The 15,457-nt window shown below is 65.8% G+C and carries 10 protein-coding genes and 1 tRNA gene; 5 read left to right on the top strand and 6 right to left on the bottom strand.

Going from position 1 to position 15,457, the window contains the following annotated elements; translation table 11 throughout:
* Nucleotides 1–65: 65 nt before the first annotated feature.
* From OHB26_RS31060 to OHB26_RS31050, 3 genes are all read left to right on the top strand, one after another.
* Entirely contained in the window at nt 66–383 is a 318-nt protein-coding gene (locus OHB26_RS31060) for a hypothetical protein (protein WP_330180810.1), read from the top strand.
* A 72-nt stretch (nt 384–455) separates the two neighbouring features.
* Nucleotides 456–538 (top strand) — tRNA-Leu (locus OHB26_RS31055).
* A 671-nt stretch (nt 539–1,209) separates the two neighbouring features.
* The gene (locus tag OHB26_RS31050; RefSeq protein WP_330180809.1) at nt 1,210–1,848 is read left to right on the top strand and encodes a Uma2 family endonuclease; all 639 of its coding nucleotides are present in this window, start codon (nt 1,210–1,212) and stop codon (nt 1,846–1,848) included.
* Nucleotides 1,849–1,984: 136 nt separating this feature from the next.
* Here OHB26_RS31050 and OHB26_RS31045 read toward each other — a convergent pair whose 3' ends face one another.
* The 5 genes from OHB26_RS31045 to OHB26_RS31025 all read right to left on the bottom strand — a co-directional run bounded on the left by OHB26_RS31045 (nt 1,985) and on the right by OHB26_RS31025 (nt 13,533).
* Nucleotides 1,985–3,112, bottom strand: coding sequence for an SDR family oxidoreductase (locus OHB26_RS31045; protein ID WP_330180808.1), 1,128 nt, complete (start codon nt 3,110–3,112; stop codon nt 1,985–1,987).
* Nucleotides 3,109–10,482: an SDR family NAD(P)-dependent oxidoreductase gene (locus OHB26_RS31040; RefSeq protein ID WP_330180807.1), complete on the bottom strand. Its 7,374-nt coding sequence runs from the start codon at nt 10,480–10,482 to the stop codon at nt 3,109–3,111. Before OHB26_RS31040 ends, OHB26_RS31045 begins: the two co-directional genes overlap by 4 nt.
* A 417-nt stretch (nt 10,483–10,899) precedes the next feature.
* Nucleotides 10,900–12,084, bottom strand: coding sequence for an acyl-CoA dehydrogenase family protein (locus OHB26_RS31035; RefSeq protein WP_330180806.1), 1,185 nt, complete (start codon nt 12,082–12,084; stop codon nt 10,900–10,902).
* A gap of 110 nt (nt 12,085–12,194) precedes the next feature.
* The gene (locus OHB26_RS31030) at nt 12,195–12,818 is read right to left on the bottom strand and encodes a cytochrome b/b6 domain-containing protein (protein ID WP_330180805.1); all 624 of its coding nucleotides are present in this window, start codon (nt 12,816–12,818) and stop codon (nt 12,195–12,197) included.
* Nucleotides 12,799–13,533 carry a molybdopterin-dependent oxidoreductase gene (locus OHB26_RS31025; RefSeq protein WP_330180804.1) on the bottom strand — a complete coding sequence of 245 codons (735 nt, stop codon included), beginning with the start codon at nt 13,531–13,533 and terminating at the stop codon, nt 12,799–12,801. Before OHB26_RS31025 ends, OHB26_RS31030 begins: the two co-directional genes overlap by 20 nt.
* 97 nt (nt 13,534–13,630) lie before the next feature.
* Here OHB26_RS31025 and OHB26_RS31020 point away from each other — a divergent pair, with 97 nt between their 5' ends.
* On the top strand, nt 13,631–13,825 hold the full coding sequence (locus OHB26_RS31020) for a hypothetical protein (RefSeq protein ID WP_330180803.1): 195 nt from the start codon (nt 13,631–13,633) through the stop codon (nt 13,823–13,825).
* Between the two features lie 64 nt (nt 13,826–13,889).
* Nucleotides 13,890–14,633, top strand: a complete 744-nt coding sequence (locus tag OHB26_RS31015; protein WP_330180802.1) for a hypothetical protein — start codon at nt 13,890–13,892, stop codon at nt 14,631–14,633.
* Here the strand turns inward: OHB26_RS31015 and OHB26_RS31010 are convergent, their stop codons facing one another.
* The gene (locus OHB26_RS31010) at nt 14,634–15,452 is read right to left on the bottom strand and encodes an SDR family oxidoreductase (RefSeq protein WP_330180801.1); all 819 of its coding nucleotides are present in this window, start codon (nt 15,450–15,452) and stop codon (nt 14,634–14,636) included.
* Between the last annotated feature and the right edge of the window lie 5 nt (nt 15,453–15,457).

Below are 15,457 nucleotides of genomic sequence, written 5' to 3'. Positions count from 1 at the left end.
TCTTGGGTGGATATCAGGGTCCCGCCCGGATTGCCGGACGATCGCGCCGTTCTACAGTGACGCGCATGAAAACCATGCGTTGGAGCGTCGGCCTCGCCGCCGCCGCGTGCGCCGTCACCCTGTTGTCCGGTTGTAGCGAGATCAAAACCGCCGTTAACCAGGGCGGCGACACCAAGTGCAGCGATTACCTCAAGCAGGATGCCGACACTCAGCGCATCACCATCACCAAGTTCATCAAGCAGCAGACCAACACCTCGAACGAGCCGTCCGGCACCAATGTCGATATCGGCATGGCCTCGGTGCAGACCCTCTGTCAGATCCAGTCCAATGCCGACACCCCCATCAAGAACGCCGACCTGGCGGGCATCTTCATCAAGAAGTAGCTCGGAAACCCGCCCGTACCAGCCGATTTCCGTTTTCGACCACACCTCGGTTACTGTTGTCGAGCACACCGAGTCGGGGTGGCGGAATGGCAGACGCGCTAGCTTGAGGTGCTAGTGCCCTTAGGGGCGTGGGGGTTCAAGTCCCCCTCTCGACACACGAGTAGAACCACGCGCGGTTTCGGCTGAGCTTCAGCCGAAACCGCCCATCTCATGTCGTATGCCGGTTTCAGACCCAGGTCCCGGTAGATCGCCAATCTGTCGTCGGGATCGGTCGTTCGCGGGATCGCCAGCAATCCCCGAGATATGTTGGCGCGCAGCAGATTCTGCCCAGACCTGCCTCACGGCCCGAGTCGCGCGGTAGCCTGACGCGTCCGAAAAGGCACTGCTGCACCAGCCGATACGATTCCAGGCGTTGACCCTGAACCTCGTTGAGGAGTACGGCATGGGCGCGGAGCCGAAGACGTACGTCTGGTTCTTCGATTCCTTCGCGGCTGTGCTCGGGCTGCTGAACGAGCCCTAGTGTTCGACGAATCCGTAATCCTTTGGTCCACAACGAAGCTCGTCCTGTGTGGGGCGATTCTTCTTCCTCCCTTCGGCTGTGGCAGGAACTCATCGATCGGTTTGTCGCGGAGCGGGAGCGGTACGCACCGCCGGGCGCTGAGCCGCTCACGCAGAAGCCGCCATCCGAGGCCCTGGGGCCGCACTCGCACCGCTGCGATCTGCTCGCGATGCCGATGGCGGTGGCTATGCTCTGAGAGGCGTCCACTCTCCCGCAAACCGTGGACATCGATCGAGTGGCCGTTCCATTTACCGAAGGACTACCGCCGTGTCGGAAGCGTTCGACTGGTCTTCGCCGAAGACCTACAGCCAAGCCGTCGATATCGATGACTACCTGGTGATGCCCGAAGACGTCTCCCGCACTGTCGAGATCAAAGACGGGATGATCGTCTTCTGCGAGTCGCCCTCGCCCAATCACAACGCCATCGCCCGCAACATCGAACGTGTACTCGCCGACGGAGAAGCGAAACGGGGACACAGGCAGCCTTGCCTTCGAGTCAATCGCGATCTCGACATGCTGGTTTCAGAGGTTCCCTTCCACTACAAGCGGCCCGATGTCATCGTCTACCGCTGTATCGAGGAACCGCACCGACGGTGGAAGACCAAGCCCACCATCGCGGACACGATTTTGGTGGTCGAGGTGGTATCGCCGACCACCGTCACCGCCGACACGATTGACAAGCGTGCCGAGTACGCCCGCTATGGCATCCAACACTATTGGATCGTCCGCATGGCCAACGACGACGGCCCAGCGATCTCCATTGAAATGCTCACGCTCAACTCCGACGGACGATACGTCTCCAACGGCCACCGCAACCGTAGTGATCACCTCGCCGCAGCGATCGACACATTGACCCCCTTCCAGATCACGCTCACCTGGGAACAGCTCGACGAAGGTCTCGACTGACTAGGTGACGTCCACGGCTGACACTTCGACGACCAGCAGTTTCCGCTGGTGGAACGCGTGGGCGTAGTGGTGGTGTCCCCCTCTCGACACATTAACTCCCCAGAGCCTTTACCGAGGCTCTGGGGAGTTTATTCGTTCAAGCCGAAGCGAATTCCCCGGTGGGCAGTGCCCCCAGTTCGGTGAGTGCGGCGATCCATCGGTCGAAGTAGTTCGCGTCCAACGGTGGTGGTTCCAAACCGGCTGCGCGTAGTTCTGCCCACGTGGCGTCGGAGTGGAATCGCGGAAGGCTGGTGCTCGCGCCGTCGACAGCTCCCGCCGCCCGCGCCAGCACCGCGGCCGGATACACGGCCGGGTCGTCGGCGTTGTCCTGGATCAGTCGGTACCAATGCGTGCGCGGCACCGGCGTCAGGATATGCCCGGTGCGCCGAAGCGCGTTGAATGCCTCGTCCAGCAAGGTGTCACGGGCATGGTGATAGCTGGTCGCCGTTCCGAACCGGGCAGCCAGGAACATTCCGCGGGCCACCGTGTCAGCGGTCTCGATCGGTAATCGGAAGTCGCGGGACGGGTAGTGCCGCAACGCGATCGACGCCCGCAGAAACCGATGCAGCAGATCGGCCTCCGCCGAGGTAGTGCCGGTCCGCCAGTCACCGGTGATGATGGCGGGCCGGTGGATGACGATATCGAGACCGCTGCTCCGGGCGGTACGCAGTATCGACTCGGCCTCTGTCTTGGTGCGCAGATAGCCGGAGGTGCCCGCGCAGGCGGCGGTAGGGATCGACGTCTCATTTACCTCGGGCATACCCGCGGCGGCGGCGCGCGCGAATACCGCGATTGTCGATGCCGCGTGTACCCGTGGCGCCGGCAATCCCAGTTCGATCCGTCGCCGCGCAAGGGCCAGAATGGTATTGGTGCCCCCGATGTTGGTCGGCGCCGATTGTTCGTAGCTGGCGCCCAGATTGATCGATGCGGCGCAGTGGAAGATGGTGCCGGCCGCACGGGCAACCGCGTCCCAGTCCGGCGGACTCGAGCCGAGCCGGGGCCGGTCCAGGTCGGCGGGCACCGCCACTACACGATCGAGATCGGCCACCGTGACCAGACCTGTCAACGCGTCGTGCAGTCGTTCGGCCGCGTGCGCGGTCGACTCCGCGCGAACCAGACAATGGATACGAGTATCGGTGCCGCGCAACAGTTCTCCACACAGCCTGCTGCCGAGGAATCCCGTGGCACCGGACAGTACGATCGAGGACGCTATCGACGCGCTCATCGCGTCCTCGCCAAAAGCACCTGGGCGAGCGGGTTGACCCCGGCCGCAGTGGCGAGTTCGACGGTCGGCAGTTCACATCCGAAGGTGCGCCGCACATTGGTGGCGAGTTCAGCCGCCATCAACGAGTCGACACCGATGTGGTCGAGTCGGCGCAAACGATCGATCCGCTCCGGAGTGGTTTGCAGGATCTGGGCGACCATGTCGCACAAGGTGTCCTGAATGAGGTGCAGCGCCTCCTTAGGAGCGGTCTCCTTCAGTTTGTCGCGCAATCCGACACCGGTATCGGTGTGCACGGGCAACAGTTCGGCGGTACGCGGCGCCGCGAGTGCGTACAGGAACTTCCGGGTGGCCGCCCAATCGATGTCGGCGACGGTGACCGTGCTGCCGATGCGGCGCCGGCCGGTCAAGTCCAGCAATTCATCCATAATTCCGAGCACCTGCTGTGAATCCATCCCTCGCACACCGAGTTCGGCGACCGTATGCCCAATGCGCGTGCGGTGCACGTACCCGACATCCGAGATCGCACCCCACTGGATCGCCAATGCCGTCCGCCCCGCCGCAGACGCCCGGCCCGCCAGCGCCTCTATCGCCAGATTCGCTGCCGCGTACGCACTCTGGCTGATATTGCCGATGAGAGCGCTCACCGAGCTGTAATACACGACGAAGTCCGCGGCCGGCAGCAGCGCGTCGAGCACGATGCCGCCCCCCATCTTCGGGGAAAGCACACTACGCAGCACGTCATCCTCGGCGTCGAGCAGCGGGGTGTCGTTCAGCACCATCGCCGCATGCACGGCACCTGCGATGCGTCTGCCGGAGCCGCCGATTTCCTCGATAATTCGGCGCATCGCCACCGGGTCGGCGCAGTCGGCCGCGTACGCTGCCGCGCGGACTCCTCGCTGTGCGAGGTCCGCCAGCAGGCTCGCCGCTTCGGGCGAACTGTCACCACTGCGGCTGACCAGCGCCAGCTGTGTGGCTCCGCCTTCGGCCAGATGCCGTGCTGTCGCCGCTCCGAAGCCGCCGAGACCGCCGGTCACCAGATAGCACGCGTCCGGATCGAGCCGCGCGGGCGTGGGTTCGGGGTCGAGCAGAACGCTCTCGGTGAGGTCGACGACCACCTTGCCGATATGCCGGGAATGCTGCAAACAGGTGAATGCGTCCTGTAGCCGCGAGGCGGGATACACCTGATACGGCAACGGCCGATAGCGGTGCTGCCGTATCGCCAGTTCGATCTCTCGGAAATGGGTGTCCGCCAGCGTCGAGTCCTCGGTCATCATCGGTGACACGTCGACACCGAAGAACACCAGGTTTCGCAGAAACGGCGCCATGGGCAGCGAACTGTCTGCGAGAAAGTCCCGCTTGCCGAGTTCGAGAAAGCGTCCATGCGGTTTCAGCAATTCCATACTGCGGACCAACGCATCACCGGCCAGCGAATTGAGCACCACATCCACCCCGGCTCCGGCGGTCAGGCGCCGGACCTCCTCGGTGAATCGGAGGCTTCGCGAATCGAGCACATGCTCGACACCGAGCAATTCGAGCATCGCGCGTTTCGCCGGGGTGCCCGCCGTGCCGATGACTCGCGCACCCACAGCCTGCGCGACCTGAAGCGCGGCCAGACCGACGCCACCGGCGGCTCCGTGGATCAGCACGGTTTCCGATGCGGTGAGCCGGGCCAGGTGGATCAGGCTGTGCTGCACCGTCAGAAACACCGTCGGCATCGTTGCAGCCGCGGCGAAGCTCATCTCATCGGGAATTCGGTAGGCGCGGTCGGCCCGCAATCGCACATGCGACCCGAACGAACCCGGCCCGACGCCGGCGACCCGGTCGCCGACGGTGAAGGGCGCCCCGGACCCGACCGCGATCACTGTGCCCGCACACTCCAGGCCGATATCACCGGTGGTGGTAGGGATCAGCCCGGTGGCCATCAGGACGTCTCGATAGTTCAAAGCGGCGGCCGCGGCTGCCACCACGATCTCACCGGGGCCAGGCTCCGGTGCGGCCGTCGCGGCCCACCCGGTTCGGTAATGCAGGCCGATATCGGTGACCGTCGCCAGATACGATCCGGAGGCGGGGGCTCGGCTGGGTCGCAATGGGCGCACACGCGGTACGAAGCGGCCGAGCGCGCCCACCAGCACCTCGTCCTCGGCGGAGTCGCTCAACAGTTCCTCGAGCATCGCGTCGACAGGATCGGCGGTGTCGGGGTCTCGGGTGAGGCATATGCGCCGTACACGCGCGCCGAGCAATTCGTTTGCCAGGCTGCGCGCCGCACCCCAGACCGCCGCGGAAACCGGCTCGCGCGGTGGCAGCGTCGATGAGACGGTTCGGGTGACGATCCAGATCTGTGGGTCGACCTGCTGCGGCCGGTCCTCGCAGGCTCGGGCCAGCGCCCGTAGGGCGCCGAGGTGGGCGATGGCGCGCCTGACCTGATCTGCGGGATCAGTCATGGCCTCGGCGTCACCGTCATCGCCGACGAGCACCACGATGCCGACGACACCGGTTGTGGTGGTGAGCAACTCACGCCAGTGTTCCTCGTTCCGGGCGTCGACCCCGAGATGAACTCGGCCGCCGGTACGTTGTTCCAACGCCGCCCCGAGCTTGGACGCGGTGTTCCCGTCGGCTCCGGTCGCAGCGACGATCCACTCGTGAGGCGCTTCCACGGGAATCGGATCGACCCGCACCGGCGACGGGGTGACACCGGGGGTGCGAACGCTCACGATGGTCGAGAAGTCTCTCACGTCGGGATCCGCCGGATCGCCGACTTGGATGGTGTCGTGGAAACCGCAGCGTTGCAATAGGTTCGGCCATTCTTCCCAGCTCACCAACGGCCCGTCCGAACGCAAGTCGAGGTCGTGGAAACCCCAATAGGAGTTGAGCATGCCGAAGATTGGGGTCAGGATCGCTTCGGAATGGGTCTCGACCAGAACGAGCTGGCCGTTCTCGGTCAGCAGGTCCCGGACATGACCCAGCGCTACGCTGACATCTGCTGCGGTGTGCAGCGCGTTCGCGCCGAATATCAGGTCATAACTGCCCGGAACGAATCCTTGCTCGACCGGATCGATCATGAGGTCGAAGGGTCGGTAGTCGACGAAGTCGAAGTCAGCGAATCGCCGCCTGGCCGTGGCGAAGAAAGCCGGGGAGATGTCCGTATAGGTGAATGTCGTTGTCCGAGGGTCGAATTCGGGGAGCAGCCACGAGGTCAGGCCGCCGGTACCGGCGCCGAACTCCAGTACACGCAGCGGACGGCCCGGCGTGAGGTCTGTTTGCGCCGATCGCAGCAACGCCCGGGCCACCGGGTATCCGCAGCGCATGAATGGCGCGTGATCGTAGTACCTGGTAGCCAGCGGATCAGATTCGGCGAAGAGCAGTTCGATCGGATCGACAGCGCCCAGCAGCAGTCCCGGCAGCAGGCGTCCGCAGATGGCGTGGGTCTGCAGTGCCACGGCATCACCAGGGCACGCCTCGAGTGCGGCGCGGAATGCCGCCTCCGGTGCGGGGCGGACTCGAACGGTCCAACGGGATTCGGTCGAATCCCCGCTCAACAGTCCGCATTCGGTGGCGATCGCCAGTAGCGCCCGTAGCCATCGGATGTGCGATTCTCCGACTCCCGCGTCGAGGAGATCGGTCATCGTCACCTGCGCTCGGCCCGGCACGAGCGCGTCCAGCATAGACACGACGAAATGCGCGGACACCTCGAGCGCGTGCGCGCGAAACGAGGTGTATCGAGCGTCCGCTCGTGCCGAGGCGATCCGAGAGAGGTCATCCGCACTGGCGGCGAGCAGTTGTTCAGGCGTTGGCAGCGGTGCGGGGGTCCACGGCCCGCACGGCAGCGGTGCCGCACGCAACACCTCGGTCAGAGGCGTCGTATCGGCAAGCCCGCCATCGAACCGGCGTAGCGTGCAGCCGGTGAGCTCGAGTGCGACCCGGCCGCGCGAATCAGCGATCACGATGTCCCACACCTCGTGCCGGTCATCACCGGATCGGGCGCGTACGTGGACAGTTCCGGCCGCGGTGAGAGAGTGCCAGAATCGAATTCGCTCGAACCTGACCGGAAGATACGGAACCGGGGATTCGCCGTCGATCAGGGACAAACCCGCTTGCAGCGCACCATCGAGAACGGTCGGATGCGCCGGATGCGGCACCGTGATCGGCAGTGTAGCGGTGTATCTGGCGAGGACTTCGCGATCGCCGCGGGCCAGGGCCGTCAATGCTTGGAAAGCAGGCCCGTAGTGCAGTCCGGCGCGAGCGCATGCGGCGTAGTGCGATTCCGCGGTGCGAAGGTCGGTGAGCCGGCGGTCCAACTCCTCGATATGCAGAGGCGGCGGTTCATCGGCGACGAGCGGGCGCACCCGGGCCGATACGTGGTCCTGCCAGGGGTTGGCCGAACCACTGCGGGAACAGATGGTGGCCCAGCCGCCGACGCCGAGGGATGTTTGCAACTTGATCTCTGGATCGGGGTCCTCGAAAGGCAATGTGAGTCCACGGTCGATCGCGACCCCGATCAGCTCGACGGGACCGTCGAACACCGATTGCCCTGCGGCGAGCAGTATGTCGATGAACCCGGCCGCGGGAAAGACTGCCGTGGCGCCGACCCTGTGGTCGGCGAGCCAGCCCGCTCGTGCAGGCTCGAGCACCTGATGCCACGCCGGACCGGAGGTCGGCAACCGAGAGCCGAGCAGATCACCGGCCTGTGCCGGGGCGATGGAATCGTCGGCATCCTCACGCCACCAGTCCGCCTCGCCGGTCCAATGCCGTTCGCGCTGCCATTGATACGCGGGCAGCGCGACGGTGCGTCCTGGTGTGGGGAACAATGCCGACAGGTCGGCGGCCGCGCCTGCTGCCACCGCCCCCGCCACCGTCGCATCCAGTCGCTCGGGCCCCGGCCTGTCGCGGCGCAGCGTCGAAAGGACCGCTGTCCGGTCGGATGTATCGGCTGCTACCCGTCGCATATACGTTGCCAGCACCGGGTGTGGCCCGATCTCGATCAATACCTCGCATCCATGGTCACGGACCATCGAGCGCATCGCGTCCGCGAACAAGACAGGTTCTCGAATATTGCGCCACCAGTAATCCGCGTCGAGTTCACCGGTCAGGACCGCGGCGCCCGTCACCGTCGAGAGCATCGGCACCCGGCCGACGCCGGAGGTCACCTCCGCCAAACTCGCCGCCAGCGGTGCTGCCGCAATGTCCATGCTGGGGCTGTGGAACGCGTAATCCAAGTCCAGCGGACGGAAGAACACCGCGCGTGCGTTCAGTTCGGCGCCGAACGCGGCGAGGGCTTCGCCGTCTCCGGCAATGGTCACGTCGCGGTCGCTGTTGATGCCCGCGATGGTCAGCACATCCGCGTACGGGGCGAGGGCGTCGCGCGCATCGCCCACACCGAGCCCGACTGCCGCCATTCGGCCGAGCCCGGCGGTCAGCGCTTGGGCGCGACTGCGTTCGACGATGATCCGGCACGCAGTGGGCAGATCCAGTGCGCCGCAGGCATAGCCGGCCGCTACCTCACCGACGCTGTGCCCGCAGGTGGCGGCGGGCGTGAGACCACGCGCCGCGAGCGCGGCCACGATTCCGATCTGAACCGTGAACAGCAATGGCTGTGCCACTTCGGTGGCAGCCATCTGGTCGGCAGGCCCGGGGTTGCGCAGAAGATCCAGTACCGACCAGCCGAGCGGCCCGGCCATTTCGGCGTCAGCTGCGACGACCTCGGCGGTGAACGCCGCGTCGACGTCGATCAAGTCGCTTCCCATGCCCGGCCACTGAGAACCGTTGCCGGAGAACACGAATCCTACGGTTCCCGTTCGGGTGGCGGTCCCGGTCGCAGTCGCGGGTGCGTCTTGTTCGGCGGCGACAGCGCGCAGGGCGGAGGCGGCATGTTCGGCATCAGGGGCCAGCACGACAATCCGGTGGTCGTGGCGACCGCGGCGGAACAGCGAAGTGTAGGCCATGTCGTAGAAGGCGTCGGTGGAGTCGCCCAGGTGGGTGGCCAGCGCTGTGGCGGCCTGACGGGCCGCGGCCTCGGTGCGGCCGCTGACCATTATCGGCCGGACGCGCCCGTCCTCGAGTGGGGTGGTGCCCCTGGCCGCGGTGGTGGCGGGTGCGGGCGCGAGTACCACGTGGGCATTGGCTCCACCGAATCCGAAGGAACTGACACCGACCAGGGCGGACTCGGTGACTCGCACCGGTCGAGCCTCGGTCACCGGCGCCAGCCCGAGCCCGGCGAAGTCGATCTTTTCATTGAGCGGTAGTGCGTGTGGGGTCGCCGGTGCGATTCCGTGCTGGAGCACCAGGATCGACTTCACCAGCCCGGCCATCCCCGCACCCGCCTCGAGATGGCCCAGGTTGGCCTTGACCGATCCGATTGGGAGCGGCTCGGCACGCCGCTGACCGAGCGCGCGTCCCATCGCGGCGCATTCGACCGGGTCACCGGCCTGGGTGCCGGTCCCGTGAGCCTCCAGGTAGATCAGCCGGTCCACGTCGAGGCCCGCTTCGCCGTAGACATGGTCCAGCAGGTCCGCCTGCGCGGTTGCGCTCGGCAGCGACAGTCCTGCCGTGCGGCCGTCGGCATTGACCCCGCTCGCGCGGATCACCGCATGAATCCGATCCCCGTCCGCGAGAGCTTGTTCCAATGGTTTGAGGAGTATTACCGCAGCGCCCTCCGCGCGGACGAAGCCGTCGGCGTTCGACGAGAAGGGATGACACAGCCCTGTTGGCGACAGCATGGACGCCTTGCTGAAGCCGACGAAGTCGGCAGGCGCCAGCAGCGCGTTCACCCCGCCAGCCAACGCCAGCGCGCTACGGCCGGTACGGATTTCCTGACATGCCTGATGGACCGAGGACAACGATGAGGAACAGGCACTGTCGATCGCGCCGGACGGACCGCGCAGGTCATACACGTAGGAGATTCGGTTCGCGGTATTGCAGGGTGCCGCGCCGCTCATGTTGTAGGCGTTGAAGCTGCGCAGCCGGCGCCGTTGCAGGTCGTCGTAGTCGCGCATCGAAACACCCATCACCACAGCGGTGTCGGAGCCTGCCAATGTCGCCGGGTCGATCTGCGCGTCGTCGAAGGCGTCCGCAGCGCATTCGAGCAGCAACCGCTGCTGCGGATCGACCTTGGCCGCCTCCTTCGGCGCGATACCGAAGTATCCGGCGTCGAAATCCGCCAGCCCCGTTCGGTATCCGCTTCGCACGGTGTACGTCTTACCGGCGTGCGAACGGTCGGAATCGAGGTAGTACGAGCCATCGAAACGATCGCTCGGTATATCCCCGATGACATCTCCTCCGGCAAGCAGAAGTTGCCATAGTTCGTGAGGTGAATCAATTTCTCGGGGAAATCTGCATCCGATTCCGACTATGGCAATCTCATGCGCAGATGACACCAATTCCTCCTCGTATCAACGAAATAGCTCGGATCGAGATGGGCGCGCAACGGTTTCTGTGGCCAGTTACCGCGCAGTTGGCAATGAGGAAGCGATTCCGCTCGACAATACCGAGCGCGATCTACGGAAGAATAGTCATTGACATGTCATAGATGCCGGGGTAGCAGTGCGAGCGTTTTTGCTGTTCCGGCCGGTCGCAAGCTGAATTTCCCGGCTTACCGACTGCCTTGCGTCTCAACGGTGAACAGCGCGTCCGACGCGCGACGCGCCAGTGTCACTGGCATCTGCGATGACGGTATCCATATCGATACGAACAGCTCTCGACCCTGATCGAACCCATGATTACGGCGGGGCAACTCCACGAAGGCCCCCGGTTGATAACCGGGGGCCTTCGCTGTCTCCGCGGGAAGTCGCGTTTCAGATGAGGGCGCGGAGCATGCCCTGCGGCTCCACACCCATCGAGGTGAGCGCGTCCGAGTGGTAGATCGAGCCCGGGATGTGGATGGCGTGCTGCAACCCGACATGCGCGTCCCGCCAGAAGCGTTGCAGCGCATTGTTCTTGCGTACCGCGTTGCCGCCGGAGCGGGCGAAGATCTCATCCACCGCCGAGACCGCGCGCCAGGCGCAGCGCACCTGATTGCGGCGCACCACCGAACGATCCTCGAAGGCGATGGGCTTGCCCGCGTCGGCGAGATCGTAGAGGCGGCTGATGCCGTCGAGCAGCTGTGAACGGGAGGCCGCGATCTCGGAGGCGGCCTCGGAGATCGCGTAGAGCACGTACGGATCGTCCTTGATGGCGGTGCCCATGGCCGTGATGCGATTGCGTTGATAGTCTAGGTGCGCGGCGAGCGCGCCCTCGGCGATACCGATCACCGCGGCGGTGATGCCGAGCGGGAACATGGCCCAGAACGGCAGGCGGTACACGGTCTCGGTGCGCCCGGCGCGATCGGCGGCGATGGTGCCCGAGGCCACCTCCTCGGAATCGATGGTCCGGTACTCCGGAATGAACGCGCCGTCGACCATGACATCCTTGCTGCCGGTCCCGCACAGCCCGATGACATCCCAGGAGTCGTCCACGATCGTGTAATCCGCGCGCGGCAGCACCACGTGCAGGGTGCGCGGCGGCATCATCGGCGTACCGTCCGGGTTGCCGATCATGGCGCCCAGGAAGATCCAGTCGCAGTGATCGGTACCGGAGGAGAAACTCCAGCGGCCGCGCAGAATGTATCCGCCGTCGATGGGGGTGGCCACACCCTGCGGTGCGTACGGTGACGCGATCCAGGTGTCCGGATCCTGGCCCCAAACCTCTTCCTGCAGACGGCGATCCATCAGCGCCATCTCCCACGGGTGCACGCCGCCGACCCCGCACACCCAGCCGGTGGAACCGCAGGCGGCCGCGACCGCCATCACCGCCTCGGCGAAATCCCTGGGGTGCGCGGCGTATCCGCCGAAATCGGTGGGTTGCAGCATTCGCATGACCCCGGCGTCGCGCACCAGCTCGACGCTCTTCTCCGAGAGTTTGCCCGCCCGCTCGGTCTCGTCGGCGTGCGCCGCGAGTTGCGCGGCGAGCTCCTCTACCCGTTGAACAACCTTGTGCGACATGCCCGCACCTTTCGACACCGCTCACGAAATCGGCCCCGCCGAACGGTGGGGCTGCTCCGAAGGTAACCGTGCCGAGCGCCACGGCGGGCGGAGTTCCCGTTGACCGAGGCTCAGCTGGACTCGTCGGTGGTTTCCTGCTGGGCCGCCCAGAGTTCGTGTTCGTCGGCCGCCCAGGTTTTGGCGACATCGCCGGTGAGCATGCCGCGCATGGCTTCTCGATCGCGTAGCGCGTACATGAGATGGCCGACCACGAGAATGCCGAAGGCGAGCGCGAACCAGTCGTGCATGAGGGTGGCGCCGGTGCGCCAGGCCAGGCGGGTCCAGTCGGGGAAGAACATGATGGTGCCGGTGCCGAACAGAACCAGGATCGATCCGGCGCTGAGCGCGGCGTTGAGCTTCTGTCCGGCATTGAACTTGCCGACGTCCATGCCCGCCAGGCGACGGGTTTTGGAGCGGAACCACAGCCAATCGGCGCGGGTGAACCGATTCAGCCGGGACAGATCCGCTCGGTAGGCGCGGGAGGCGAGGCCGAGCACCAGCGGCACCGGAAGCGCGAAACCCGAATAGACGTGCACGATTTCGACAGCGTGCCGATTGCCGACCAGGACCGCCAGCGATCCGTTGTAGAGGATCGCGGCGGTTGCTACGCAGATGAGCACGAGGACGGCGATCAGCCAGTGCACCCATCGTTCGGCCCGCGCGAAGCGGTGCAGATCAGCCGGTCGGGTCATCATCACGTCCATTCGACGCACCGACCCAGCCGTCGACGGAGTAGCCCCGGTGCTCCCAATAGCCGGGGACCACCTCGCGGGTGAGTTCGATTCCGGAGAGCCATTTACAGCTCTTGTACCCGTACATGGGCGCGACGTAGAGCCGCACCGGGCCGCCGTGGTCATGGGTGACCGGGCCGTCGATCATCTCGAGGGCGACGATGACGTCATCGCGGCGGGCCTGGTCGAGGGTGAGGCTTTCGGTATAGGTGCCGTCGAAGGAGGTGAATCGCACCGCGGTCGCGGTCTTGTCGACTCCCGCGCCGTCGAGCAGGTCCGCCAATCGGACTCCGCTCCAACGCACTTCGGGCACGCGCCAGCCGGTGACGCATTGGAAGTCGCGGACGAAGGTCGTCTGCGGCATGGCTTGCAGCTCGGGCAGCGTATGACTGCGCGGGGTGGTTACCAGACCGGTGATGTCGAGCCGATAGTTACTCGCATCGCGTCGTGGCGCACCACGGGTGACCGAGTAGAAGCGGAAGGTGTTTCCCACCGGCAGCAGTCCGACCAGGCCGGTCGGATCGTGATTCCCGATCGGCCCGAGTACCGCCGCCAGCCCGCGTTGCAGTGACGCCCCGCCCAGTACCCCCGCCGCTCCGGCGGCGAGCAACCCGAGCACCACCCGTCGCCCGACGGGCGCGCCCGAATCCTGCGACTCGGAAGTCTTGTCGATGGGCACGACTCCACTATCCACCGCGTTCGGTTGCCCGCCCACCCGAGGCGGTTACTGTTGAATCGGGAGCCGCCCGCCGGCGGTGTCAACGAAAGGCCCCGCTATGCGCAGCCCCATCCGTGTCGCGCTCGGCGTCATCTTCGCTCTGCTCGGATTGCTCTGGTCGCTCCAGGGTTTCGGCGTCATCTCCGGTAGCGCGATGAGCAATACCGTCACCTGGTCGATCATCGGCCCGATAGTCTTCGTCGCCGGTCTGGTCAATGTGTTCTGGGGTTGGCGCGGCCGTACTCGTACCTGATCCGCACCTGGCTACCCGGTCCGCCTCTGCGGACAAATCACCCACACCGGCTATCCTCGCGATCATGATCGACCGCGAAATCGTCGACCGCATCGATCGCCTGGTGGGCGACCAACTCGCCGCGTACGAATCCCGGTCCTGGTATCACGCGCCCCGTGAGCTGTGCCCCCACTGCGGCCGCGACTGGCACGGCCTGCCGATCACCGAACGCATGGAACAGATGCGTCTGGTGCACACCTTCGACGAGGGCTATCGCTACGCGCGGGACACCAGTCGAGTCCTGTGCCCGGGCGCCATGTTCGTGGGTCCGTCGGCACCGGAACCGCCGTCCCCCAACGGATTCGACGTACTCGCCGCCTGGCGCGACATGGTCTGGGCGGCCCGGGACTCCACCCCGATCTCCCTCGGCAGCCGCACCGGCGGCGAGATACCCGAGATCGGCGTGACCGGCGGTTGCGACCGCGCGGCCTGGCACTGCCCCCGCTGCGACACCTGGTCCGCGGTGGTCGAGACGATCAGTGCCGCAAATGCTTTCGCAACCGCTCTACAGTCCTACGCCTCCCATATCGCCCGCCGCCACGAAATCGAACTCGTGACCCCCTTCGACACCGCGGAATTCGCCACCCGATTCGGCCTGCCCCTTCGAGGACTTCTCTGGGATGCCGACCATCGCGTGATCGGCCGCTACGGTCCGGGTGGTTCGCATTTCGAGGATGGTCACACCGCACGTGAGCTGAAGGGCTTCGGTGCGACCCTGCCCGGCCCTCGCGAGGATCAGGGAACCAGGGTCAGGGTCGCACCGCGGTAGTCAATTGCCTTGGGCGGCAGCGGCGACGGGCTGCCATTCGCGCCACAGGGCGAGGCGGGATTCGTAATCGGCGGTGGCGATCCGCAGGGGGATCTCGCCGAGGAACATGCGCAGCGGCGGATTCTCGGCGTCCACCACCGTCAGGATCGCGTCCCGGGTCGCGGTGGGGTCGCCGCTCCGATTGGCGGCGCGTTGGCGCGAGCGGGCCTCGCGAGCCGGGTCGTAGGCCTCGAGAGGGGTGGCGTGTTTGGACGACGGGCCAGCCCAGTCGGTGCCGAAACCGCCCGGCTCGATGAGGGTTACGTGGATGCCGAAGGGGGCCACCTCTTGGGCCAGGGATTGGGAGAAGCCTTCCAGAGCCCACTTGGAGGCGTGGTAGGCGCCGAGGTTTTGGAAGGCGGAGATGCCGCCGATGCTGGAGACCTGCAGGATGTGGCCACTCCCCTGGGCGCGCAGAATGGGAAGAGCGGCCTGGGTGATCCAAAGCGCACCGAAGACATTGGTTTCGAACTGGGCGCGCAGCTCCTGCTCGCTGAGCTCCTCGATCATGCCGAATTGGCCGAAGCCCGCATTGTTGACCACCACATCGAGTCGGCCGAAGCGTTCCGCGGTCTGCTGGACTGCCGCGAAATCGCCGTCGCGGTCGGTGACGTCCAATCGGATCGCCTGGAAGGTGTCGGGATACTTGGCGACCAGATCGTCGAGGGTGCTCAGATCTCGCGCGGTGCCCGCGACGCTGTCGCCGCGCTCCAGGGCCGCGAGCGCCCATTCCCGGCCGAATCCTCGTGAGACTCCGGTGATGAACCAAACTTTGCTCATACGAT

The organism is Nocardia sp. NBC_01503 (assembly GCF_036327755.1).
Classification (GTDB): Bacteria; Actinomycetota; Actinomycetes; order Mycobacteriales; family Mycobacteriaceae; genus Nocardia.
The sequence above is the reverse complement of the archived record's forward strand: the minus strand, read 5'-3'. Positions and strand labels throughout refer to the sequence as shown.

Bases quoted from the DNA above. Each gene is read 5' to 3' on its own strand.
- OHB26_RS31060 (WP_330180810.1), top strand. From the start codon at position 66: ATGAAAACCATGCGTTGGAGCGTCGGCCTCGCCGCCGCCGCGTGCGCC.
- OHB26_RS31045 (WP_330180808.1), bottom strand. From the start codon at position 3,112: ATGAGCGCGTCGATAGCGTCCTCGATCGTACTGTCCGGTGCCACGGGA.
- OHB26_RS31035 (WP_330180806.1), bottom strand. From the start codon at position 12,084: ATGTCGCACAAGGTTGTTCAACGGGTAGAGGAGCTCGCCGCGCAACTC.
- OHB26_RS31030 (WP_330180805.1), bottom strand. From the start codon at position 12,818: ATGATGACCCGACCGGCTGATCTGCACCGCTTCGCGCGGGCCGAACGA.
- OHB26_RS31020 (WP_330180803.1), top strand. From the start codon at position 13,631: ATGCGCAGCCCCATCCGTGTCGCGCTCGGCGTCATCTTCGCTCTGCTC.
- OHB26_RS31015 (WP_330180802.1), top strand. From the start codon at position 13,890: ATGATCGACCGCGAAATCGTCGACCGCATCGATCGCCTGGTGGGCGAC.
- OHB26_RS31010 (WP_330180801.1), bottom strand. From the start codon at position 15,452: ATGAGCAAAGTTTGGTTCATCACCGGAGTCTCACGAGGATTCGGCCGG.